Source organism: Acinetobacter terrae (genome assembly GCF_002135195.1).
GTDB lineage: Bacteria > Pseudomonadota > Gammaproteobacteria > Pseudomonadales > Moraxellaceae > Acinetobacter > Acinetobacter terrae.
Genome location: NZ_NEGF01000002.1, coordinates 212,799 through 237,692, shown reverse-complemented (window position 1 = coordinate 237,692; position 24,894 = coordinate 212,799). Strand labels below are relative to the sequence as shown.

At 41.8% G+C, this 24,894-nt stretch carries 19 protein-coding genes and 4 tRNA genes; 10 read left to right on the top strand and 13 right to left on the bottom strand.

Features of this window, described 5'->3' with window-relative positions:
• The first annotated feature begins 76 nt into the window (after positions 1 to 76).
• Positions 77 to 1,030: a 2-hydroxyacid dehydrogenase gene (locus tag B9T23_RS03500; RefSeq protein WP_086193016.1), complete on the top strand. Its 954-nt coding sequence runs from the start codon at positions 77 to 79 to the stop codon at positions 1,028 to 1,030.
• A gap of 62 nt (positions 1,031 to 1,092) precedes the next feature.
• Here B9T23_RS03500 and B9T23_RS03495 read toward each other — a convergent pair whose 3' ends face one another.
• The 5 genes from B9T23_RS03495 to glyQ form a co-directional block, all read right to left on the bottom strand.
• On the bottom strand, positions 1,093 to 1,596 hold the full coding sequence (locus B9T23_RS03495; protein ID WP_086193015.1) for a hypothetical protein: 504 nt from the start codon (positions 1,594 to 1,596) through the stop codon (positions 1,093 to 1,095).
• 227 nt (positions 1,597 to 1,823) lie between these two features.
• The gene (locus tag B9T23_RS03490; RefSeq protein WP_086193014.1) at positions 1,824 to 2,213 is read right to left on the bottom strand and encodes a hypothetical protein; all 390 of its coding nucleotides are present in this window, start codon (positions 2,211 to 2,213) and stop codon (positions 1,824 to 1,826) included.
• A 79-nt stretch (positions 2,214 to 2,292) separates the two neighbouring features.
• Positions 2,293 to 3,456 carry a TIR domain-containing protein gene (locus tag B9T23_RS03485; protein ID WP_086193013.1) on the bottom strand — a complete coding sequence of 388 codons (1,164 nt, stop codon included), beginning with the start codon at positions 3,454 to 3,456 and terminating at the stop codon, positions 2,293 to 2,295.
• A gap of 69 nt (positions 3,457 to 3,525) precedes the next feature.
• Positions 3,526 to 5,595 carry a glycine--tRNA ligase subunit beta gene (gene glyS / locus B9T23_RS03480; protein ID WP_086193012.1) on the bottom strand — a complete coding sequence of 690 codons (2,070 nt, stop codon included), beginning with the start codon at positions 5,593 to 5,595 and terminating at the stop codon, positions 3,526 to 3,528.
• A complete protein-coding gene (gene glyQ, locus B9T23_RS03475; RefSeq protein WP_086193011.1) occupies positions 5,595 to 6,584 on the bottom strand; it encodes a glycine--tRNA ligase subunit alpha in 990 nt (329 codons plus the stop codon). The genes glyS and glyQ overlap by 1 nt, the downstream gene beginning before the upstream one ends.
• Before the next feature lie 314 nt (positions 6,585 to 6,898).
• Between glyQ and B9T23_RS03470 the strand changes: the two genes are divergently transcribed.
• Both B9T23_RS03470 and B9T23_RS03465 read left to right on the top strand, forming a co-directional pair.
• Positions 6,899 to 7,705 carry a transglutaminase-like domain-containing protein gene (locus B9T23_RS03470; RefSeq protein ID WP_086193010.1) on the top strand — a complete coding sequence of 269 codons (807 nt, stop codon included), beginning with the start codon at positions 6,899 to 6,901 and terminating at the stop codon, positions 7,703 to 7,705.
• Between the two features lie 272 nt (positions 7,706 to 7,977).
• Positions 7,978 to 9,084 (top strand): HPP family protein, encoded by a 1,107-nt coding sequence (locus B9T23_RS03465; protein ID WP_086193009.1) that lies wholly within the window; start codon positions 7,978 to 7,980, stop codon positions 9,082 to 9,084.
• Between the two features lie 77 nt (positions 9,085 to 9,161).
• Here B9T23_RS03465 and B9T23_RS03460 read toward each other — a convergent pair whose 3' ends face one another.
• Complete coding sequence (locus B9T23_RS03460; RefSeq protein ID WP_086193008.1) at positions 9,162 to 9,428, bottom strand: PspC domain-containing protein; 267 nt, start codon at positions 9,426 to 9,428, stop codon at positions 9,162 to 9,164.
• Between the two features lie 314 nt (positions 9,429 to 9,742).
• Between B9T23_RS03460 and B9T23_RS03455 the strand changes: the two genes are divergently transcribed.
• A complete protein-coding gene (locus tag B9T23_RS03455) occupies positions 9,743 to 10,375 on the top strand; it encodes a hypothetical protein (RefSeq protein ID WP_086193007.1) in 633 nt (210 codons plus the stop codon).
• 82 nt (positions 10,376 to 10,457) lie between these two features.
• Here the strand turns inward: B9T23_RS03455 and B9T23_RS03450 are convergent.
• From B9T23_RS03450 to B9T23_RS03425, 6 genes are all read right to left on the bottom strand, one after another.
• A tRNA-Lys gene (locus B9T23_RS03450) sits at positions 10,458 to 10,533 on the bottom strand.
• Positions 10,534 to 10,700: 167 nt separating this feature from the next.
• Positions 10,701 to 10,776 (bottom strand) — tRNA-Lys (locus tag B9T23_RS03445).
• Between the two features lie 64 nt (positions 10,777 to 10,840).
• Positions 10,841 to 10,916: transfer RNA gene (locus B9T23_RS03440), tRNA-Lys, on the bottom strand.
• A gap of 17 nt (positions 10,917 to 10,933) precedes the next feature.
• Positions 10,934 to 11,009: transfer RNA gene (locus B9T23_RS03435), tRNA-Lys, on the bottom strand.
• A gap of 192 nt (positions 11,010 to 11,201) precedes the next feature.
• On the bottom strand, positions 11,202 to 13,043 hold the full coding sequence (locus B9T23_RS03430; RefSeq protein ID WP_086193006.1) for a long-chain-acyl-CoA synthetase: 1,842 nt from the start codon (positions 13,041 to 13,043) through the stop codon (positions 11,202 to 11,204).
• A gap of 173 nt (positions 13,044 to 13,216) precedes the next feature.
• A complete protein-coding gene (locus tag B9T23_RS03425; protein ID WP_086193005.1) occupies positions 13,217 to 16,714 on the bottom strand; it encodes an Rne/Rng family ribonuclease in 3,498 nt (1,165 codons plus the stop codon).
• 756 nt (positions 16,715 to 17,470) lie between these two features.
• Here B9T23_RS03425 and B9T23_RS03420 point away from each other — a divergent pair.
• Together B9T23_RS03420 and B9T23_RS03415 are read left to right on the top strand one after the other, a co-directional pair.
• On the top strand, positions 17,471 to 18,445 hold the full coding sequence (locus tag B9T23_RS03420) for an RluA family pseudouridine synthase (protein WP_086193004.1): 975 nt from the start codon (positions 17,471 to 17,473) through the stop codon (positions 18,443 to 18,445).
• Positions 18,446 to 18,766: 321 nt separating this feature from the next.
• Positions 18,767 to 19,435, top strand: coding sequence for an HAD-IA family hydrolase (locus B9T23_RS03415; protein WP_086193003.1), 669 nt, complete (start codon positions 18,767 to 18,769; stop codon positions 19,433 to 19,435).
• Between the two features lie 48 nt (positions 19,436 to 19,483).
• Here B9T23_RS03415 and B9T23_RS03410 read toward each other — a convergent pair whose 3' ends face one another.
• Positions 19,484 to 19,879, bottom strand: coding sequence for a hypothetical protein (locus tag B9T23_RS03410; RefSeq protein WP_086193002.1), 396 nt, complete (start codon positions 19,877 to 19,879; stop codon positions 19,484 to 19,486).
• Between the two features lie 438 nt (positions 19,880 to 20,317).
• Between B9T23_RS03410 and mhpD the strand changes: the two genes are divergently transcribed.
• From mhpD to B9T23_RS03390, 4 genes are all read left to right on the top strand, one after another.
• Complete coding sequence (gene mhpD / locus B9T23_RS03405; protein WP_086193001.1) at positions 20,318 to 21,115, top strand: 2-keto-4-pentenoate hydratase; 798 nt, start codon at positions 20,318 to 20,320, stop codon at positions 21,113 to 21,115.
• A gap of 25 nt (positions 21,116 to 21,140) precedes the next feature.
• Positions 21,141 to 22,055 (top strand): acetaldehyde dehydrogenase (acetylating), encoded by a 915-nt coding sequence (locus B9T23_RS03400; RefSeq protein WP_086193000.1) that lies wholly within the window; start codon positions 21,141 to 21,143, stop codon positions 22,053 to 22,055.
• 10 nt (positions 22,056 to 22,065) lie between these two features.
• Entirely contained in the window at positions 22,066 to 23,085 is a 1,020-nt protein-coding gene (gene dmpG / locus B9T23_RS03395; RefSeq protein WP_067722187.1) for a 4-hydroxy-2-oxovalerate aldolase, read from the top strand.
• Positions 23,086 to 23,511: 426 nt separating this feature from the next.
• Positions 23,512 to 24,783 (top strand): OprD family outer membrane porin, encoded by a 1,272-nt coding sequence (locus tag B9T23_RS03390; protein ID WP_086192999.1) that lies wholly within the window; start codon positions 23,512 to 23,514, stop codon positions 24,781 to 24,783.
• The last annotated feature ends 111 nt before the right edge of the window (positions 24,784 to 24,894 follow it).

The following is a 24,894-nucleotide window of genomic DNA, read 5'->3' as shown; positions in this document are numbered from 1 at the left end:
AAAAGCACGCAAATTTGGCTTTTAATATCTGGGGAAGTAATTTCAGTACCTATTTAAACCAGCCAAGGAATGCATGATGAAAGCCGTATTTTTAGATTATGAATCACTGGATAAAAATGATCTGGATTTTAGTGCACTTGAAGCGGCTTTTGATGAGTTAACTTTATTTCCAAGTACTGACCCAGCACAGGTTTTAGAACGTGTGCAGCATGTTGATGTCATCATCAGTAATAAAGTGGTCATTGATGCAGCAACGATTCAACAATGTCCGAATTTAAAACTGATTTTAATTTCTGCAACAGGTACAAACAATGTTGACCTGATTCAAGCGCGTACGCAGGGCATTGTGGTGTGTAATTGTCAGGGTTATGGCACTTCTGCGGTAGCTCAACATACACTCGCTTTAATGTTGGCTTTGGCCACTTCTTTGCTCAAATATGACCGCGCCGTGAAACAGGGTGAATGGAATAAAGCTTCACAATTCTGCCTGCTGGATTTTCCTATTATTGAACTGGAAGGCAAGACTTTAGGGATTCTTGGTTATGGTGAATTGGGGCAGGCTGTTGCGAAACTGGCTGAAGCATTTGGCATGAAAGTATTGGTCGGATCATTACCGAATCGTCCATCTGATGCCAGTCGTATTCCTTTTGCGGATTTATTGCCCCAAGTTGATTTCCTTAGTCTGCATTGTCCTTTAACTGAAGATACCCGTGATTTGATTGATGCCAAAGCCTTCGATGCCATGAAAACGAGTGCATTTTTAATTAACTGTGCCCGTGGTGGAATTGTCAATGAACAAGCACTTGCAGATGCTTTGCGCCAAGGCAAAATTGCAGGGGCTGCAACAGATGTTCTTACGGTTGAACCACCAAAGAATGGCAATGTGTTATTGGCGGATGATATTCCAAACCTAATTATTACCCCACATAGTGCGTGGGGCAGTATCGATGCACGACAACGTATTGTGCAGCAGATGCTAGACAATGTTGCAGCATTTAAAGCCGGACAGCCAATTCGACAAGTGAATTAACAAACTCTCACTTTAGCTTTCTCCCAATTTAGCCCGCTGCCAAAAGGGAGAGGGCATATTGATTATAAGTTTGTGGTTCTATTATTTTGTACCGGCTGTGTTTGAGTCGATGGTACTTGTTGAACGGGTGCAGACTCGCCCCCTGTTGATGACTGACTCAAAGGGTGCGAAATAATAGGCGCAGGTTGGTCATTTGGACTGCCAATAAGGCCATCTTTGGTTTCATTCAATTTTTTATTGACTTTTACTGCAGCGTTTTGAGTTTTTTCTATCGCAATCACTGATTTTTCACTGGCAAAATCTTTGGTTTCTTCCCAGGCATTTTCCACTTTAGGTTTTACTTTCGCGATCCCTTTTTGCGCTGCATGATCAACTTTTTCAGCCGTGTTTTGCACCGTGGCTTGAGCCTTCTGTGTAATCACTTTAAAGATATTTGGATTATCTCCATAAGGCACAGCCTGACTCTGTGTTGGAGTTACCGTTTCGGTTGCTGTTGTAGTTTGAGCAAAAAGTGGAGTCGAAGCTAAAATTGCGCCCGTAATTAATGCAGCTTTCATCTTTTTCATTGTGCGTTTTATTCCTGTTTTTGCCTGTAGTTTCAGTTCTACATTGTTATTTTTATTGTAATGGTAAACTTTTAAGGTAAGGGGAAATGTGGCGAAATTAATACAGCGTTACAACATGTGTATACATTTGCTGTGTATTTTAAAGAGATTAAAAACAAAAAAACACCCATCTTTTACAGGTGAAAGATGGGGGGTGATTAAATGAATCGGGTAATGTATTGGCTCACTTAGTTACATTGAGCTAAAGCGTCTTTATGAAAGTTGTGGCGTAAGGCAAGAAAATTGTGTTGTACGTCTGGAGCATGCAGGTCAAAGTTTGCTGCTGTGCTTGAGCCGTCTTGAGCAAAGGTTGCAGAACCAGCTGAAATCAGGGTTAAGCCCTTAAATGACCAATGCTCTATTGATTTTCCTGCTTCTAGGTTGCCGGTAAATTCAATCACGCATTTATCAATAAATTTAGTCAATTTGGCTTTGTTATCGACCGTGTCTGGATAGACTTTCAGGTTTTGAACTTCTTCTAATACGCCGGTTTCAAGTTGTGGGATTTTAGGAGCAGAAGTACAAGCAGTAAGAGATAAGCACGCGAAGCCAGAGAGAATAAGTGTTTTAAATTTCATATGATTCTTTCTTGTTGAGTGTTGTTAGCTTGAGTATAGGGAATTGAACATGAAATGCCTAGAATTGTTAGGAAAGGTTTTAAGTTTCTTCATATTCATATGCGGTTATTTGAGAATAGAGGCTGCTATGAGTTTTATCTAAAAACTTTGATAATTTATAAAAAGGTATCTCCACTTTAAAATCTCCAAATGCATAAGCGGTAACAGCATATGGTGCAAAGAATATCTCTAAACTACGTTCTTTAATAAGAATTACCTCAGCAGTAATTTGCTCAATACCATTCTTAACCCATTCTTTATCAAAATCCTCTGATTCAGAGCGATAAGCAATTTGAGCTAATAAATCATCGTGACAATAAGATTTAATAAATGCATCAGCATCTAAAATACTTTCTTGTTGAAAAAGCAACGTATAATTGATGAAAATAACTTTTCCATCTTTCACATAAAAATTTTTGGTGAAAAAATTATGATTACCATGGGCACCCCCTGTATAAAAATAATTTGTGAATACGAAACTCACAAAGTTATTACGGACATATCCAATATCAGTAGTTATTGAAATATCATATATATCCTGATATGTAGGCTCATTATTTTCTCTTTCGATATCTAAAGGCTTTTCAAAAAGTCTTTGTCGTATATGAATTAGCTGATCAAGTACTATTGAATATGTGAGGTCATTTATTTCTCTAAAATTATCATGTGCTGCCTTAATAACTGGGTAGTTACCATTAAAATCATACCCGGTCAAAGATCTAACGCTTTCAGATATTTCCTTTAACTCAATTCTTGGTTTTGTCGAATCCTCATTTATCTTCTCAATATTCCTTTGCTTAGCTGCTAAATCTAGTGATCTAAGAACTTTAACCCATTCTTTACTATTTAAATCTCGATTAATATTTATAAATTGAATTTCAGAAGCAATAGTATCTGGCACTTTACATTTGTCGAGTTGGATAGGAATTAAATAAATGGAATCTTCAGGATGATCTTTTCTCTTGTCCGCAAAATATTTTAGTTCTCGTTGAACATATCCTACTTTAGAAACACTATCAGAAGACATAAAAACCAAAACTACGTCTGTATCCCTCATATTTGCTTTGATACATTCATCCCATGCCTGTCCAGGAAGAAGGTCATGTTCATCCATCCAAGGGTTAAGGTTTTTACGTTTTAATTCTTCATAACATTCTAAAATAAATTCTTTATCTTCTTTCGCGTAACTTAGAAATACTTTCATACTATTTTAATATTAAAAAACCCCACCAATTTATAGCGGGGTTTCATTTAACTTTCAAGCAATTATAGCTTAGTGTTGTAACACCGAAATATCAGCTACTTTCGTAAACAAATCACGAAGCTGAGCAAGCATACGTAAACGGTTAGCTTTCAAGTCAGCATCATCTGCCATGACCATTACACCGTCAAAGAATGCATCGACTGGCGCACGAAGTGCAGCTAAAGCAGACAATGCAGCAGTATAGTCTTTGGCAGCAAATAATGGCTCAACCACTGGTGTGATTTTCGCAAGTTCAGCGAATAATGCTTTCTCAGCATCTTCAACCAAGTTTGCTTCAACCACAGCGCCAGTCGGCTCAGCTTCTTTGGCAAGAATGTTAGCAACACGCTTGTTTGCAGCAGCAAGAGCAGCAGCTTCAGGTAAGTCACGGAAGTGATTTACGGCGTTTACACGCTTGTCAAAATCAAGCGGAGATTTTGGCGACAACGCTTGAACGGCTTGAATCACGTCAACTGCAACGCCTTGGTCTTCGTATTTCGCACGGTAACGGCCTTCAAGGAATGCAACAGCATCGTTTAAAGTCTTGGCATGATCTGCAATAACGTCGCCATAAGCATTCAATGCAAGCTTGATCAGTTCTTCAATCGAAACATCAAGCTCGTTTTCAGTCACAAGACGCAAAATACCAATTGCAGAACGACGTAGCGCAAACGGGTCTTTCGAACCTGTAGGCGCTTGACCAATACCGAAAATACCGGTGAGCGTATCTAGACGATCTGCAAGCGCAATCGTAGTACCCGTTTTAGTCTTAGGTAAAACGTCACCAGCGAATTTAGGTAAGTATTGCTCACCTAAAGATTCCGCAACTTCATCATTTTCACCTTCAATGCGTGCGTAGTACGTACCCGCAATACCTTGAAGCTCAGGGAATTCACCCACAAGCTCAGATGTTAAATCGCATTTTGCAAGAAGCGCTGCTTTTTCAGCATCAGCAGGGTTTGCACCAGTAAGCGGAGCAAGTGCTACAGCCAATTTTGCAATACGTGTCGATTTGTCCCACAAAGTACCCAATTGTGCCTGGAATACCATATTTGCCAATTTTTCTTTACGCGATGCCAGTGGTTGCTTTTGATCTTGTAAGAAGAAGAATTCAGCATCCGACAAACGTGGACGAACCACTTTTTCGTTACCTTCAATAATTTGAGCCGGATCTTTAGACTCAATATTTGAAACGGTAATGAAGTAAGGCTGTAATTTGTTGTCAGCATTGACTAAGCAGAAGTACTTTTGGTTGTCCTGCATGGTCGTAATCAACGCTTCTTGAGGAACAGCAAGGAAGCGTTCTTCGAAGCTGGCACGTAACGCAACAGGCCATTCAACCAATGCAGTCACTTCATCACGAAGGTCAGCAGGAACGATGGCAATTGCATTCACTTCATCAGCAAGTACTTTCACTTGTTGATCGATGATCGCTTGGCGTTCTTCAAAAGATGCCACTACATGCGCTGCTTTTAACTTCGCTAAGTATTCATCTGCATGAGTTAAAGTAATCGCTTCAGGTGCATGGAAACGGTGACCAAACGTCACGTTGCCAGCTTTGTGATCCTGAATTGTTGCATCAATCACGTCGTTGTCTTTTAGCAATACAACCCATTTTACCGGACGCACGAATTCAGTACGGCTTGCCGCTGAACGCATACGTTTTGCAATTGGAAGGTTATCCAAAGCAGCTTGTAAAATTTGTGGCAATAAGACATCAAGGCTTTGACCTTTGACATCTTTCAAGAAACACACTTTTTCAACTTTACCGGCTTTAAAAGTCGATACTTGATCCGCAGTGATGCCTTGACCACGCATGAAACCTTCAAGCGCACGTGTCGGTTTGCCTTCCGCATCATAAGCCGCTTGCACAGCAGGACCGTCAAAACGTTTTTGTGTATCTGCTTGTGCGCCTTCAACATTGACAATTTTCAATGCCAAACGGCGAGGTGCTGCATAAGCTTCGATGGCATCGAAAGCCAAGCCTGCATCTTTTAAGCCTTTAATGGTTTCAGCATGTAGCGCGTCACGTAATTTTTTTAAGCTTTTTGGCGGAAGTTCTTCACAACCCAATTCGAACAATACGGTATGTTTAGACATTATTTCTTCTCCGCTGCTTTTTCTGCTTGAGCCGCTTCTGCTTCAACTTGTGCTTTTAACTGCGCAAGGACTTCATCACGTAATTCAGGTTCAGCCATCGGGAAGCCAAGCTTCGCACGTGCTGCCACATAACTTTGTGCAATTGAACGTGCCAAAGTACGTACACGTAAAATATAACGTTGACGTTCAGTCACCGAAATCGCGCCACGAGCGTCTAACAAATTAAAGCTATGCGATGCTTTAATCACTTGTTCGTATGCAGGCAGTGGAAGTTCCGCTTCGATTAAACGGGTTGCTTCAGCTTCGTAGAAGTCGAACAGTTCAAACATTTTTTCAACGTTGGCATATTCAAAGTTATAAGTCGATTGTTCCACTTCATTTTGGTGGAATACATCGCCATAAGTCACCGTACCGAACTGACCTTTGGTCCAAACCAAATCGTAAACTGAATCTACACCTTGCAAGTACATCGCAAGACGTTCAAGACCGTAAGTGATTTCGCCTGTCACCGGGTAACATTCAACACCACCAACTTGCTGGAAGTAAGTGAACTGAGTCACTTCCATACCGTTTAGCCAAACTTCCCAACCTAAGCCCCAAGCGCCAAGTGTTGGAGATTCCCAGTTGTCTTCCACGAAACGAATGTCGTGTACCAGCGGGTCGATCCCGATCGCTTTTAACGAGTCAAGGTAGAGCTGCTGGATGTTGTCCGGGTTTGGCTTCAACACAACCTGGAACTGGTAGTAATGTTGCAAACGGTTCGGGTTTTCGCCATAACGACCATCTTTCGGACGGCGTGAAGGCTGAACGTATGCAGCGTTCCATGTTTCAGGCCCTAAAGCACGAAGGAAGGTTGCAGTGTGGAATGTGCCTGCGCCCATTTCCATATCGTAAGGTTGTAAAATGACACAACCTTGTTCAGCCCAGTAAGTTTGTAAGGCAAGAATTAAGCCTTGGAAGGTATCAATATGCGATATGGCGCGACTCATGGTCATCCACTTAAAATTAGAGAAAAATTGTGTTCAATTATAAGGATTTTCCAGAGGAGTGGCAAAGGGTTAATGCGCCGACACTTTTTTGAAAAAAATCAAAATGCCCTTGAAAGATAACGGTTATTTATTTGCATCCTGTCATGTCATGTTTGATGACCGATTTACGCTGAGCTAAAAACCAAGAATAAATCAGATGTATAGCATTATTTAAATGAAATTGTGATAAAGATAAACAGCTCTCATCCGCTTATTTGCATGAAATTGGTTTAATCTGCACACAGTAAAATAATGCTTAAAAAATAAGGAAGTTCATGACAACTTGTAAAATTCAGTGTCACTTAAAATACAAGATTGTCCAAGCCACAGAATTCGTTTTTCTGATTCAAGCTGCACATCATCCTGATCAAACCATTATTGAAGAACAATTAACGTTTAATCCACCAGTCGCATGGCGTGAATTTCACGATCCGAGCCAGCAAAACCGTTATATCAGGTTGCATGTTGAAGCTTGTGATAGTTTTGAAGTGAACTACAGTGCGACAGTTGAACGTCATCCTGTAAAGAATGCAGATCTTCAGCAAAACCTCAATGAAGTGGCGATCCCAGATTTACCCGATGAGGTGTTGCCTTATTTGCTGGCCAGTCGTTATTGTAATTCTGACTTATTTGTAGAAATGGCAAACCGGTCATTTGGATGGATGGAGCCGGGCTATAGCCGCGTTAAAGCCATTGAACAGTGGATTTACAACAATATATTTTATGTTTCAGGCAGCTCGGATCAATTTACCACAGCGACAGATGTACTCATCCATCGGGCTGGAGTCTGTCGTGACTTTGCCCATTTAGGCATTGCGCTGTGTCGTGCTTTGGGTATTCCGGCACGTATGGTAGTCGGTTATGTCGAAATTGAAAAATTTCTACCGGATTTTCATGCTATTTTTGAAGCGTATTTAGATGGCGGTTGGGTATTGTTTGATCCGACCCGATTGGCACCTGTAGAAAATTTAATTCGAATTGGCACTGGAATCGATGCCGGAGATGTGGCATTTTCGACCTTCTATGGCGAGATTGAGCTGATAAAAATTGAGCCGATGATTACGCAGAAGTTAGATGACTAGCCGCCATTTAAATGGACTAAAAGTGCTGCTCAGTACAATGATTTTCAATGAATGTAGAATGCTGACTGTATATCGTGATCTTGTTTAAATCGCCGTGAATAATGAATGATAAATTTTGCAAAACCCTCAGGTTCGTTACAAACAAAATGGACGTTTTTTATTTTAAAAATCTATCAATAAATTGATAAGGGAAAGATATAAAATAAATACACCTTTATGCAGCATCATTCTATAATTCAAATCTTCAACTTAAAAACCACAAAAGGCGTGCTGTGTTTCATCCACAACTTGAATGGCTCAATATCTTAAAACCCAATTTTAAAGTCCTTCCGCTAAAAGACCGCCTGCTGTGTGGTATAGGCGCATTAATGGGGCTTGCACTTTCATCGCTGATCAGCTGGTGGGTGTTGGGCGATATCAACGCCTGGTATATCGCGCCCATGGGTGCCTCGTCGGTACTATTGTTTGCTGTACCTGCCAGTCCATTGGCTCAACCCTGGAATATGGTGGTCGGAAATAGTATTGCAGGCATAATTGGTGTGACCTGTGCGATGTATATTCCTAACTTGACAGAAGCCTTTAGTGTTGCGGTGGGCCTCTCGATTGTTTTAATGATGACGACAGATTCCTTGCATCCACCCAGTGGTGCAGTGGCCATTACTGCCGTTTTGGGTGGGGAAGCGGTACACCAGCTTGGATACAACTTTATCTTTTATCCAGTTTTATTGAATTCACTTTTATTAATGATGATTGCGATTGTGTTTAATCGCATGCTAGGCAAACAATATCCGCAAGTCGCACAAATCAACCAGCGTTCTAAAGACCCAACACCCACTCAAAAAGTCACGATTCAACCTCAAGATATTCAAGACACTTTGGATCAACAAACCGAGCTGTTAGATATCAGTGAATATGACTTACAAAAAATTATTTTAGCGGCGCAAGAAAAAGCCAATGCGAGGGGAGTGAGCCAGTTCAAGTGTCAGGACATCATGACTAAAGATGTCATTAGCTTAAATGAAAATGATGATATCCATTCGGCTTTGGATAAATTCAAACAGATGAATTTAATGAGCTTGCCTGTGATAGATGCTCAGCAGCAATTGGTGGGAACACTGGCTTTATATGAAGTAGTAGAATGGTTTAAGCGTGCGACCGACTTAAGAACTACATGGCAGCGTCAGGTTAAGGATATTATGGTGCGTCAAGTCGTCACTGTGAAACCCCAGCAACCGATTCAGGATTTGGTGCCGTATTTTGTGGAACGTTCATTTAATTATATTGCTGTAGTAGAAAACCAAAGAATGGTCGGGATTATCAGCCGTGCCGATATGATTGCAGCATTAAATCAACAGTTGAATCTTGCGGCTAACATCTAAAAATAGGCAAAAAAAAGCTACGACTCATTGGGGTAAGAGCCGTAGCATAAAACGGTAAAAGCTCAAAAGTTAAAATATTAACGGTATGGATTAGAGTCCTGATTTACCGTACGAACCGGATTCTGATAGCCTGATCCAGAATCTATTTGAAACTGTTTTTTAGGCATAATGAGCCATAAAACCAAATAGACTAAAATCCCTGGAAATGCTGCGCTCATAACAGAAACAAGTACAAATATAATGCGGAGTAAATTTGCATTCCAACCAAATCGTTCAGCAATACCACCCATTACACCTGCAATCATATTCTGTCGGTTAGAGCGATATAGACCAACATTGGCCATCTAGATCTCCTTAAAATTAGAAAATGTATGAAGTTAAAACAACTCACTCATAATTTAGAAATGGTGATGCAAAAAACTTTTTAAAGTGATGCAGCATAAAAAATAGTTAAGTTATGTAACTGGCTATGCCTGATCTCTGTACTGCGACATCAAATATATTTATTTTAAAAAGGTTAATTTATATCAATGAAAATCAAAAAAATATGTGAACTGTATTATAGTTCAATAGCATGAATATCCAGACAACTTATCCAATAAATAATTGAATGTACCAATACGCAGCTGAAGAAAATCTAGAATTGAGGGGTAAATCAGTGTTTCTAAAAGCAGATTACCGTAGATGTATCCTTGTGACTGTCTTATTGGGTCTTGGGGGCTGTAATCAGCCACTAGAAGATTCTGTTGCCAAACAAATGGAATCTGAAAATCAGCTGGCCAATTCCGCTACTGCTAATACTCAAGGCAAAAAACTGACTGAGGTCGCCGGAAAGGCCGCCATGCCCGCGGATACTACAAGCGTTACCCAGAAAAAAATTCCAGAAAATGCTGAATCCTATGTGGGGCGTTATCGGAGTGCGATTAGCTGTGCTGATCCTTTGATGAAATGCAAAGAGGGGACTGGAGATTTTATTCTCAATTTATTAGCAGATGGTACCGCACACAGCAGCATTATCCATTTAGGCCAAATTACATTTGATTCGGACTCTTATTATCATAAAGATTCTTGGTCTTATGATGAAGAGCATCATCAAGTGATTTTGCATCGATCAAATGGAGTAGAGTTTTTCTATAACGTCGATCAAGATCAGAGCTTGCAAATGGATTTAGATAAAATTGCCTCTGCTTCAGAACAAAATAAACAATATTTTGCTGAAGGTCATCCATTTCCCCAACAAGCATATCGTTTAGTCAAAGCAAGTACGAAAGTGAAAACCAGTGAATCCTAAAATTTAAGCAAAAAAAATACTCCCAAAATGGAGTATTTTTTTGAATAAAATTAAAATTTATTGGAATAATGAGGATTAAATTTGGTGGGTTGTGAGGGGCTCGAACCCTCGACCAATAGATTAAGAGTCTACTGCTCTACCAACTGAGCTAACAACCCTGAACGCATTTAAAAACAATATTTTAAACGAATTGCAAGATGAAGCAAAATTTCGAGAATGGCGAATCTACCGAAGCGGTATGGTTTGTCTTGGTCGGAATATTTGCAGGTTTCGTTTCTATTTGAGTACGGGTATTTTAGTACAGAAAGAAGCCTTAAGAAAGATATGGTGGGCCGTCCGCGACTCGAACGCGGGACCAATGGATTAAAAGTCCACTGCTCTACCAACTGAGCTAACGGCCCATATTTTCAGAGAAAATATCTGAGAAGTAAAAAAGCTTCTCTGTAGAGAAGCTCTTTAGAATCTTGGTGGGCCGTCCGCGACTCGAACGCGGGACCAATGGATTAAAAGTCCACTGCTCTACCAACTGAGCTAACGGCCCAAGATAATCAAAATAAGTGGTGGGCCGTCCGCGACTCGAACGCGGGACCAATGGATTAAAAGTCCACTGCTCTACCAACTGAGCTAACGGCCCGAAACCAACATTCAAGCATTGCCTGGATGCACAGTGTAAGAAAATATAAGGTTTTCTAAACACCACTTCGTTTTGATGGGCGTATTGTAGCAAGTTATTAAACGAGCGCAAGTAAAAATTAGCAAACTTGTTGATGTTTGATTATAAATGCAACAAATTTGCTTTATCTAGTCAAAAAACATACGTTTTGAATTAGAAACGGTATTGATAAGCTTGGATATTGTGGAATATTTCTGCCGTTAAATCACAATATTCCGTGGTATTCGGCAATAAAACCAACAAGCGTTCATCGGTTTTATTGGGATCAAAAGCCTGTTCTTTTAACTTGTTCTTTTGGTATTTAAAAGTACCGGTGGTTTCCACCTGTACTTGAACACGTAAGAACACAGGAACAGCATAAGCAGGCAGGCATTTTTTAAACTCGGTTGCCATTTGCTTTAAATCTTGCGCTGTTAATTCTGCACCATCATTCAGCGTAATTGCCGCCATGCCTGCACGACCGTTGGTATTGGGAATTTCTACGCCATAAACCACAGCTTCAGCAATTTTTTCATATTCGCTGAGGACATTTTCAACTTCAGTGGTAGATACATTTTCACCTTTCCAGCGGAAAGTGTCACCTAAACGGTCCACAAATTGAGCATGACGGAAGCCAATATCACGTACCAGATCGCCTGTGTTAAAGAATGCATCGCCATGCTTGAATACATCTTTCATGATGACGGATTTATTCTTTTCAGGATCGGTATAGCCATCAAAGGGTGAGCGGCGGGTAATTTTACCAATCAATAAACCGACTTCACCTTTTTTGACCTTCTTGAACCAGCCTTTGGCATCTTTCACCGGCGCATTGCTTTCTTTATCAAACTCGACAATCGCATAAGGTGTAGGGGAGAAGCCTACCGTGTTGTCAAAGTTAAACACGTTACTGAAACCGACATTACCTTCGCTTGAAGCATAAAGTTCAAGAATTTCTTCAATACCAAAACGTTGCTTGAATTTGTCCCAGATATTTGGGCGCATGCCATTACCGATCATTTTTTTCACACGATGACAGTGTTCGAGTTCAGATACAGGCGCATCCATGAGGTAACGGCACAATTCACCGACATAACCAATCGCAGAGGCATCAAATTTTTGTACATCTTTCCAGAAAGCAGAGGTGGAATATTTGCGTCGTAATGCCAGTGTGGCACTGCCAGCAATCACGCCACACCAACACACCACGATCCCCGTCGCATGATAGAGCGGCAAGGTCACGTACATGACGTCGTCTTTATTCAGGTTTAATATATGCCCATAGGTGCCATAGGCCAAAGTCCAGCGGCTATGCGTGAAAATGACCGCTTTGGGTAAACCGGTCGTACCCGAAGTGTAGATGTAAAATAAGCCGTCTTTACCTTGAACACTATGCGTGGTTGGTGTGTTGAATTTGGGGAATTGATCAATTTTATCCGCGAGATTCACCCAGTTTTTCGGTGCTGTACCTGCATCAATTTGAGTGGCTTGATCTGCAAACCAGTGAAAACGGTCTGCTGCAAGCGCTAAGTCTGGACGGACTTCTTCCACAGCGTGACGGCATTCTTCACCGACAATGACTGCAATGGGTTTTACCAGATTAATGCTATGCGTCAGTGCCTTACCGGTTTGCGATGTATTGACCAGAGCTGAGGTCACGCCAATTTTCGCTAAAGCAACGACTGTCGCTACAAGTTCCGGACGGTTTTCCACCATCACGGCAATGACATCGCCTTTACAGGCGCCAAGGGACAGATAAAAATGCCCGATTTGGTTGGCCCATTCATTCAATTCTTGATAACTGAATTTTTGATCTTCAAATAATAACGCGATGCCGTGAGGATTGCGTTTGACTGCTTTTTCAAAGGCAATGCCTAATCCTGCAGGGGTGTTAGGTGTGCGTAAATAGGCTTGCTTCAGACCACTCAATAGATGAGGGACTTTGCTCATAAATTTGGGTAATTTTGCTGCGACATCAGCAATACCAATAAGATCGCTCTGTGTGCTGTGGTTCATAAGAATCCTATTTATTTTTCATAATCCAATATGTCTATTTGTTTGCGGTCATCTGTACAGGTGTCTTTTTAATCGTTTAATCCTAGTGCAATCAACCTAATTTGACAAAAGTATCAAAAAAAACCTAGTCACCGAAATGACTAGGTTTTTTTTATTCACTGCATTAGAGCTAATTATGACTCATTTGCAGGAGTTACTTTCTTCGGTGGACGACCGCGAGGACGACGGGGGCGGACAGGTTTGTCAGCGTCATCATCAGCATCGGGGTTATCTACATCAGCTTTTGGCTCAGCCAGTGCTTGTAGGTCTTGAGCAACCTCTGCCGGCAATTCAGCTTTTACCGGTTTTGGCTTTACTGCCTTTTCAACAGGGGCTGCTTGAACAGCTTCCTCGATCGGCTCTGCAACCACTTCTGGAGCGACTACAACTTCTGGAGCTTCCGTCACTGGTGCTTCTTCGGCTATAACTTCAGGAGTTTTCGTCACCGGTGCTTCTTCGATCACAGCTTCTGGTTCTGTCACCGGAGCAACTTCAGAAGTCGTTGTTTCAGCAACTTCCTTTGCAGCTTTAGGTTCGCTATGTGCTTGCTTGGCTTGCTCTAAAGCTTGTTCCGCAGCAAGTTTTGCCAAACGACGACGTTCACGAGGATCGTTGGCAACACGGTTGTCCGAAACAGCACGAGGTGGTGTCAAGTCCAACACAGGCGCCGGTTCAGCCTCAGGTGCAGCTTTGGTTACTACAGCAACATCACGTGTAACCGGCTGTGCTGGTGCTTCCGCTTCAGTTGCCTGAGACACCATAGTCGCCGCATATTGCTCAGTGAATTTCACCAAGGCACGGTTGAAGGTTGGGATTAAACCAAATTGTTCAATCAGCACTGAACAATCTTCACCATAAATATGGCGAATTAAGCTGCCAACCGTATATTGACCCAAAGTTGGAACCTGAGATGGGTTCAATTTTGGAGCTTGAGCCTGTTTTGCATAAGCTTCACGTTTTTGACGACGATGCATACGCGGATCGTTGCTTGCACGTTTGTCAGCAGGACGCGGTTGCTGTGGCTCGCGAGTTTCAGTGGTTGCAGCAGGTTTTTCTGCCTTCGCGACTACCGGTTTCTCAACTACAGCTGCTTTGATTTCTGCAACAGCGACAGGTGCAGTTTGAGCGATTGGTGCTTCAACAATAGCTGCTGTTGCATTTAACGCGACAATTTCACTTTTCGCCTGATCGACATTCACCACCAATGCAGTTGGAATAACATCCTGACGAGGCGTATCAATCACTTCGACTTTAGGTTGTTGTTCATTAACTACAGGAGCAGCAATGGCTTGCTGTGGAGCAGCTTGTTCGTTCAATACGCTTTGATCGCGGTGACGATTTGGGCGGTTTGGACGTTGCGGGCTATTGCGGTCACGACGTGGAACAGCATTTTGCTCTGGTTGAGTTTCAGATGCTTGTTGTTCAACGTGTTGACGTCGAGTCGGGCGCTTGTTGTCACGTTGGTCTTGGCGCTGTTCATGGCGCTGATCTTGACGTGGTTCCGGGCGCTGTTCTTGACGTACTTCTTGGCGCTGCTCATGACGAGGAACTTGAACAATTTCTTCATGCACTTGATTTTGTTGATTGTCGTGCTGAACTTGTTCGCGTTGCTCTTTCGGCTTGTTACGCTTTTTATTGTGACGTTGCGCTTTTTCTTCTCTGTCAGAATACTTGTCCGCAACTTCACGCTGTTCCTGTTTTGGTGTTACAGGTGCATTTGGCGTTAAGTAAACATTGTTGTTTGCAGTTGCAACCGGTGCGCTTGGAGCAGGAGCAGATGTCGCAACTTGACCGAATTGGCCACGGCTCACAGCACCCTCATTGACCATTTGTTCAATGGCAGCAGCAGCATTGTTTGCAGTACGTGCCTGATCAACTGTTTTTGCTTGCTTTTGCACAAACAGGTTTTCTAACCATGCACATGGGCTTGCTGAAGCTTGAGCAGCAGGTGCAACTTGAGCTGGCTGTTGTTGCTGTACTTCTTGAGCTGCTTGTTGTGGACGGCGTTGTGGCTTGTTGTTTTGGTTTTGAGCTTGTTGCTGAGCAGGTGCTTGTGCAGCAGCTTGAGCTTGTTGCTCACCTTCCAAATGCCATTCAGAAGATTCATAACCCAACTCTTTTTCACTTGAACGTGTTGCTTCGGTACGTTCATAGCTGGTTGGCGCAAAACCTTCAGCGTTATAAGTGATTTCGTAATGCGGTGTTTCCAAGTGCGGATGTGGCAACACGGTTACACGTACATTTGAAGTTTGTTCTAAATACACCAGCGTATGACGCTTTTCATTCAACAAGAATGCTGCAATTTCAACTGGAACTTCAACCTGAACTTCACCATGACGTTCACGCAGAGCAATTTCTTCCACTTTACGCATGATCGACAGCGAAAGAGAGCGTAAGTCACGCACCATGCCAGTACCATGGCAGCGCGGGCAAACATAACCGGTCGCTTCTTCAAGCGATGGACGTAAGCGTTGACGGCTCATTTCCATTAAGCCAAAACGAGACAATTGACCGAACTGGATACGGGCACGATCGCTTTGAGTTGCTTCACGAAGTTTTGCTTCAACCATGCGCTGGTTGCGGTCTTTGGTCATGTCGATGAAATCGATCACCACCAAACCACCGATATCACGTAAACGCAGTTGACGCGCAATTTCTTCAGCCGCTTCCAGGTTGGTATTTAAAGCGGTGTCTTCAACGTCGCTACCACGTGTTGATTTCGCCGAGTTAATGTCAATTGACACTAAAGCTTCAGTTTGGTCGATCACGATTGAACCGCCAGAAGGAAGTTTTACTTCACGTTCATAGGCAGTTTGAATTTGGCTTTCAATCGCAAAATGAGCAAATAAAGGCTCATTTAAAGTATAGGTTTTAAGTTTTTCTAACTGGCGCGGCATCACGGCTTTAACGAAGTTATAGGCTTCGGTATAGGCTTGTTCAGAGTCAATTAAAATTTCTGCAACATCGTCACGTAAATAGTCACGAATCGCACGAGTAACTACGCCAGCTTCCTGATGTACCAACATTGGTGACGGACCAGAACTTGCTGTGGTTTGGATTTGTGCCCAAAGGTCCATCAGGTGTTGCAAGTCAAGTTGCAATTCTTCTTGTGAACGACCAATACCCGCAGTACGAACAATCACGCTCATGCCACGAGGAATATTCAGTGACGACAACATTTCTTTCAATTCTTCACGAACTGAACCTGAAATTTGACGACTGATACCACCACCTTTAGGGTTGTTTGGCATAAGCACCAAATAACGACCGGCAAGCGAGATAAAGGTAGAAAGGGCAGCCCCTTTATTGCCACGTTCTTCTTTTTCCACTTGAACAAGAAGTTCTGTGCCTTCAGTGATCAATTCGCGGATATTTGAAGTTTGGCGAGGGTCTGCCTTGTAGTATGAATTTGCGATTTCACGCATAGACAGGAAGCCTTGACGACCTGCACCATACTCAACAAAAACAGCTTCTAAAGAAGGTTCAACGCGAGTCACGTGACCTTTATAGATATTGGATTTCTTTTGTTCACGGGTACGATTTTCTAAATCAAAATCGTAAAGACGCTGACCAGTGACAAGTGCAACGCGAATCTCTTCGGCATGTGTTGCATTAATCAACATACGTTTCATGGGTGTAACACCTAATAGTGATACACAACAAAACATCGCTATTCACGTAGCGAACATCATACATTACGGATCAATACCCAGATCTCAAATAAACTCTTGTGGTCTGAGCTTTTTTACCGGCCTTTTTTTGGGCTTCGGTTTTTGATTCACGTATTGATGATGGCAATACGGCTTCAATCTTTAAACGATTAAAGTCACCTGAACGCTTCACTGGCGGACAAACGGTGCATTAGATGTGAGTAACTTTCACTGTCACGCAGCTTGAAGATCATCCCTTCCATTAAGATAGAGCGTCTTGATACGGAATTATCATCGTATCTTTGCTTTATGTGCAGATCCAATGCATCAACGTTGTAGCCTGAATGCGACTTCAGGGTGCGACTAATCTGATGTGTATCAGTTTACGTTTAAAAACCAACTTTAAGTTGGCGACATATTTTTTAGGGCAGACTGATTTATGTACATAAGTACAATTAAACGCAACAGTTTGCTTTTTTGCCGATATAATAAGCCTTCGGCGTCGGCATATTCTTTAGGGACCTTTCCGTATTTAATGTGAATTGTCAAATTTAATATTTAACTTCAAAAATATTGAAGTGATTAAATTTTTTCACACTAACGGTGGTATCCGTGCGCTGACTATATCAAACCTTGCATCATCTGCCTATGGGTTAAGCTTATGTTTCTTGTGTAAAGCATAGCCTAAGTGATCAGTTTTTAATCAATTTTAGTATTTTTTTGGGTCATAGTAACTGTATGAATTCTACGCAAGAATGGCAAAGTGTCACTTGGTTTGAAGTGGACGAGCATCAATCAGGCCAACGCATCGATAATTTTTTATTTTCTCGACTTAAAGGTGTGCCTAAAAGTCGTATTTATCGTTTGATGCGTGAAGGACAAGTTCGGGTCAATAAAAAGCGTATCAAAGCGGAAACGAAACTGGCAATTGGTGACCAAATTCGCGTTGCGCCAATTCGTTATGAGCCTAAAGATGAAACGCCAGTACCGGTATCGGACAAAGTGGCTCAAAGCCTGCTCAGCCGCGTGATTTATGAAGATGAAGGCCTGATGGTGGTCAATAAACCTTCAGGTATTGCCGTGCACGGTGGTAGTGGTGTGGCGTATGGTCTGATTGAAGGCTTGCGTGCAGCAACCGGTAAGAAATATCTGGAACTGATTCATCGTATTGACCGTGATACTTCCGGCCTAGTGATGATCAGTAAAAAACGCAGCACTTTAAAAACCCTGCAAGATTTACTGCGTGAACATAAAATCAAAAAAACCTATGCTGCGATTGTGAAAGGCAACGTCGTGATCGATCGTCAACTGATTGATGCACCTTTACACCGTTATGAGCTTGCCAATGGCGAGCGTCGTGTATGCGTCTCTAAAGAAGGTAAAGAGTCGAAAACGCAGTGGAATGTGGCTGAGCGCTTTATGCATGCAACGCTTGTATATGCATCACCGCTTTCAGGTCGTACCCATCAGATTCGTGTGCATGGTTTAAGTATTGGTCATCCTTTAATTGGCGATGAAAAATATGGTCATGAAACTGTATACAAAGGTCCGAAAGCACGTCGTTTATGTTTGCATGCACTGCGTCTGGAAATTCCGGGTTATGAAACCATTGAAGCGCCATTGCCTGAAGATATGCAGAGTCTGGTGGCACAGTTACGTGCACAGAAGAAAGATAAAGAACCGGTTTTAACTGATCGTGATGAAGAAGATTGAATTTTCTGCTCTCAAGCAGCGGGAGTATTGGATGAATAGTCCCGTTACTCAAGAATGTGGATGAATAACTTTGACCTCTCTCTTGCGCAGTAGTACTGCTCATCTCCTGAAAGGAGAGGGAGTGTCACGATAGCGAATAAGAGGAATGAATTAAATTTTGCTAAACTTATCTCACGATATTTAGTTCGTTCCTTGCGCTTGAAAAATAATAGAAATTCTTTCCTCTTAGGAGATGAGAATCCTCAGAATATATTCTGAGTTCGCAAGGGAGAGGTCAATTTCAAGTTGTTATTCACCCTGAATCAAATATTGGATTAATTCATGAAAAAAGCGGTAGAACTTGTCATTTTCGATTGGGATGGCACTTTATTTGATTCAGTCGGTCAGATTGTTGAAAGCTTAAAATTTGCTGCCAAAGAATATGAACAACCCTTAACGCATGAAGCTGCAAAAAGCATTATTGGTTTGGGGTTGCCGGAAGTCGCGCAAGTGTTATTTCCCGATGTGCCTGAATTGCACCATGATATTTTGCAATGTTATGCGACTCACTATGTCGAAAATTCGAAAGGTGATGCATGGTTTGAGGGTGTGGCGGAATTGTTGAATGATCTCACGCAGCAGGGTGTAAAGCTTGCGGTTGCCACAGGAAAAAGCCGTAAAGGGTTAGACCGTGTGTTAAGTCAAACCCAGAGTCATGAGCTTTTTATTGTGACCCGTGCGGCAAGTGAAACCAAATCTAAACCTGACCCACTGATGCTCGCAGAAATTTTGCACATTACCGGTGTCAATGCTGAAAATGCGATTATGGTCGGTGATACATCGTATGATTTGGAAATGGCGCAGAATATTGCCATGCCACGTATTGGGGTGAGTTATGGGGTGCATACACCTGAGACGCTGGCACAATATAATCCGCTTGCTATTGCAGAAGATGTGGCAAGTCTGCATCAGGTCCTCTTGAATCAGGTGAATTTAAAACAAGCGGTTTAAGAGATATCGGATGCTAAAAGGGTGATTTAAAATCGCCCTTTTTTATACTTATTGAATTCTAAATTTTTGCAGATCAGGTTTGTGGTTACCCCAATCGGTCCAGTAATTAACGACAGTGACGGTTTTATTTTGAATACTCATGATTTTATAAACATCATTACGCGGCGGTGAAATTTCATTAGGGCGAATGACTTCAGTCATCATAAAAATGTCCGGTGTAATCCAGGTAATACGCCACGCATCGCTATTGGAGTAGCCACGACTACATTCCATTTCATTTTGCCATGCAGCAGCGGTCGCTTGAGGATTAAATTTTAATCCCGCACAGCTTGCGCGACTTACAATTAAATATTTGTTTTTAAGCTGGTTTTGATAATTTTGTGCAAAGGCTGTACTACATAAGGTGGTGAGTGAAGCCGTTAATAACAGTGTTTTGATTTTCATTGCCAATATTCTAAGTCATTGTTTTTAATTGTTTAAAAATATCATGTTGATTGAGCAATGAATATGTCGTTTTTACTCAAAATAGAGCGATAGTCTCATCTTTTAGTCGTAGTGGTGATTGATTGTTAAAATGAATCACCTGCATTGCAGAGCTGCTTACTCGGATATCATGAATTATCTACGCTAAGTGCTTTGTTTCACTGAAAAAAATAGAATGCCATTTATAGGTAATAGCTATTGTAAAAAATAAAATAAGTATTGGCATAAAAACCGCATTTTTCAGATTCTAAATCAGTTTATACATATACACGTTTTCCCAAGATGGGCAGCACCCATTTGCTGATGGGTTTGATCATTTGCATAGCATTTTCACATTGTTCATTCCATTTCCATCGATAACGGTATAACTCCAATTTTTTGCAGTTTAAGGAAACATTGATGTCGAATTCTGCTGTTGTTGAATCAGTCGCCTTGGCGCTTAGAGAAGCTGAGTTGTCACAAACTGCGATTGCACCGATTCGCCCGCAACTGGGTGGTGAAAGTGCTGATGTAGATATTGCCTACGCAGTTCAAGAATTAAATACCCAACGTGCCCTAAGCGAAGGACGTCGTTTAGTCGGCCGCAAAATCGGTTTGACTTCAAAAGTGGTACAAGCCCAACTGGGTGTAGATCAGCCTGACTTCGGTATGTTGTTTGCAGACATGTCTTATGGTGATGGCGAAGCAATCCCGGCAGGTTTATTGATTCAGCCTAAAGTTGAAGCAGAAATCGCGTTAATCATTAATAAAGATCTTACCAAAGAACATCATACCTATGCAGACATTATCAGTGCGACTGAATATGCCTTGCCAGCGGTAGAAGTGGTGGATAGCCGTATCGAAAACTGGAAAATCTCACTGATTGATACTGTTGCCGATAACGCATCTTCAGCGGCTTTTGTTTTGGGTTCACGTCCTGTGAAACTTGAAAACCTGGATTTAGTGAACTGCAAAATGACCATGACCCGTGGTGATGAAGTGGTATCTCAAGGTGTAGGTAAAGCCTGCCTTGCAAATCCACTCAACGCTGCTGTTTGGTTGGCGGATGAAATGGTTCGCCGTGGTCGTCCACTGTTGGCGGGTGACATCGTATTGACCGGTGCATTGGGTCCTATGGTTGTTGCACACCCGGGTGATGAATTCAAGGTTGAAATTGAAGGCTTTGGTTCTGTTGTTGCTGCATTTGCTGCTGAATAAGTCTGTATTTTAAGAGAGTACGTTAATGAAAAAGATTAAATGTGCATTGATCGGTCCGGGTAATATCGGTACAGATTTGCTTTACAAACTTCAACGTAGTGAAGTTTTGGAACCTGTATGGATGGTGGGGATTGACCCAACTTCTGAAGGTTTGGCGCGTGCAGCGAAAATGGGGATCAAAACCACTGCTGACGGTGTAGACGGTTTATTGCCGCATGTTTTAGCAGACAATATTCAAATTGCTTTCGATGCAACTTCTGCATATGTACATGCTGAAAACAGCCGCAAGTTGAATGAGCTTGGCGTACAAATGATTGACTTGACGCCTGCAGCGATTGGTCCATTTTGCGTACCACCGGTAAATCTTGAAGCTTTGCTTGAACAAGGTGACTTGCCGAACGTAAACATGGTGACATGTGGCGGTCAGGCAACCATTCCTATGGTGGCAGCTATTTCACGTGTTCAACCTGTAAACTACGGTGAAATCATCGCAACGGTATCAACGAAATCGGTTGGTCCGGGTACACGTAAAAACATTGATGAATTTACACGTACCACTGCGGGTGCAATTGAGCAAGTGGGTGGCGCGAAACAAGGTAAAGCCATCATCATTATCAACCCTGCTGAGCCACCATTGATGATGCGTGACACTGTGCACTGCTTAGTTGAAGGTACACCGGATCAGGCTGCAATCACAGAATCTGTGCATGCCATGATTAAAGAAGTTCAAAAATATGTACCAGGTTACAAACTTGTAAATGGTCCAGTATTTGATGGCAACCGTGTTTCTATGTTCTTGGAAGTCGAAGGTTTGGGTGATTACTTGCCTAAATATGCCGGTAACCTGGACATCATGACTGCAGCTGCTGCACGTACTGCAGAAATGTTTGCAGAACGTCTCATTGCTAACCAAGCAGCGCAAGCTGAAGCAGAAGCTTAAGGAGCAGACCATGTCAAAAATTATTATTAATGATATGACGTTACGTGATGGTATGCACCCAATGCGCCATCAAACTACACCAGAGCAAATGGTTGCGATTGCAACTGCACTTGATGATGCTGGTGTACCTTTAATCGAAGTAACACATGGTGACGGCTTAGGCGGTAACTCTGTGAACTACGGTTTTGCAGCTGCAACGGATGAAGAATATTTAACAGCGGTTATTCCAAAGCTTAAACAAGCCAAAGTATCTGCACTTTTAATTCCGGGTATTGGTACGGTTGACCATTTAAAAATGGCGCACGATGTAGGTGTAGCAACGATTCGTGTTGCAACACACTCTACAGAAGCAGACGTTTCTGAACAGCACATTACTGCTGCGCGCAAACTTGGCATGGACACTGTGGGCTTCTTGATGATGGCTCACATGGCGACTCCAGAAAAACTTTTGGAAGAAGCCAACAAAATGGTGTCATACGGTGCAAACTGTATCTATGTCACTGACTCTGCGGGTTATATGCTTCCTCAAGACGTAACTGACCGCGTGGGTATTTTGCGTGCCAACTTGGCTTCAGACATCGAAATCGGTTTCCATGGTCACCATAACTTGGGTATGGGCGTTGCGAACTCTGTTTCAGCGGTTCAAGCGGGTGCAACGCGTGTCGATTTGGCTTCTGCCGGTTTAGGCGCAGGCGCAGGTAATACGCCACTTGAATTGTTTGTTGCGGTTGCTAACCGTATGCAAATGGAAACAGGTGTGGACTTGTTCAAAGTTCAGGATATTGCTGAAGAACTGATTGTTCCAATGATGCAACAACCAATTCGTGCAGACCGTGATGCAGCAACTTTAGGTTATGCAGGTGTTTACTCATCATTCCTGTTGTTTGCTAAACGTGCTGAAGCGAAATATGGTGTTTCTGCTCGTGAAATTCTGATGGAACTTGGTCGTCGTGGTACGGTTGGCGGTCAGGAAGACATGATTGAAGACTTGGCATTAACCATGTCTAAAGCACGTGAGCTACAAGCTTAATTTTAAAAATTTTCTTTTAAAGTAAGTGTTAGAAAGCACCCCATTGAGGGTGCTTTTTTTATGGCTAAACATTTGTATTTATAGATAAAAAATATCATGCGATATGTAAAATATATTAAAATAATCAATTATTTAAGATGCTTTAAAAGCTGCTTAAACCTAAAAACGATTAATAAAAAAAATTTAAATCCAAAAAGGTGAAATTTTCTTAAAAATAAGCACTGCAACAAGGCTTTAAGAATAATGAAATAAATTTAGGGCAAAATATCTTATTGTTTAAAGTTCTTAACAAGAGTTGATGGTGAATCTTAAACAATAAAAAAGCCGGATGAATGCCTTTAATCTTAATACTCTGGTCTGATTTTTTTTAACTGCATTGTTTAGCATGATGGCGTCATAGCTTAATTTGATCACTGGGAATAAGCCATGCGTCGTCAAACTTTATGGAAAGCCATCTGTGCTGCGACTCTAGCATTAGGTACAACTGCAACGAATGCAGAATTTATCGACGATAGCCAAGTCCAATTAAAATTCAAAAATTTCTATCTTGATCGTCAGATTGCAGCAACACCAGAGAAAAACTGGGGTTCATGGTCACAAGGCATTACCCTGGATGCAAAATCCGGTTATCAGGATATCGGTGCTGGCATTCAAGTCGGTGCAGACCTTTTGGTACAGCACGCATTTAAATTGAATGGTCGCGATAAAAATGCCGACTTCGTGTTGCCGCATGATGGTAAAGAGTCAAAAGACAACTTCGGTAAAGTGGGTGCGACCTTAAAAGCCAAAGTTTCACAAACCGAATTGAAAGTAGGTGAGTTATTACCGGTATCTCCAGTATTGGTATTCGATCCATCGCGTCAGTTGCTGACGACTTATAGCGGTGCATGGTTAGAATCTAAAGACATTAAAGATACCAAACTGACTTTGGCTTATATTGATAAGATCAATAACCGCTATGACAACCAGTTCCGAGATTTAACTCTATTTGCTCCAGGTAAAACTTTACCTGATGGCATTTCAAAAGGAAGTTTTGACCAAGGTCCTGAATCTGATGGTATGTGGATTGCGGGTGTGGATCATCAATTCAATAAAGAGATTGGTGCAAGCTACTGGTATGCAGATGTAAAAGACATCTACCAGCAGCATTATGTCGGTGCGAATTACAAAACCACCTTAGGTGAAAAGGCAAAATTAGATAGCCATATCCGTTATTTCGATAACTCGGATTCAGGCAACAAGCTGTACGGTAAAATTGATAACCAGGCATTATCTGCAGGGGCAAAAGTTAATTATGGCGCACACACAGTAGGTTTGGGCTATCAACAAATGTTTGGTGACAGTGCTTTCCCAACGTTGGGTGGCTGGGTGCCACAGCCTTACCTTGTAAACTGGGGTGTTGCGACTTTCACTGCTATTGATGAGAAATCAGTAGGTTTAACTTATGGTTATGACTTCTCTGAACTGGGTGCAAAAGGTTTGAATGCTACTGCGGTATACATGATGGGCTTTGATGCTGAAGCAAATGGCAAGAAAAACCAGGATTCGGATGAGCTTAATCTAATCGTGAACTACACAGTGCCTGAAGGTAAGTTGAAAGGTTTAGGCTTCCAAGCGATGTATATCGATGCTGACTTCGATTATAAATCTGACCTTAAAGAGTATCGTGTAGCTACAACCTATACCTATAAGTTCTAAATCATTGAATCAAAAAAGAGCGACTGTTGATCAGTCGCTCTTTTTTTTGAGCTCACAATATTTTGGCTTGAAATACCTTAAGCAAATTATGGGTATGATTTTATTTTAATT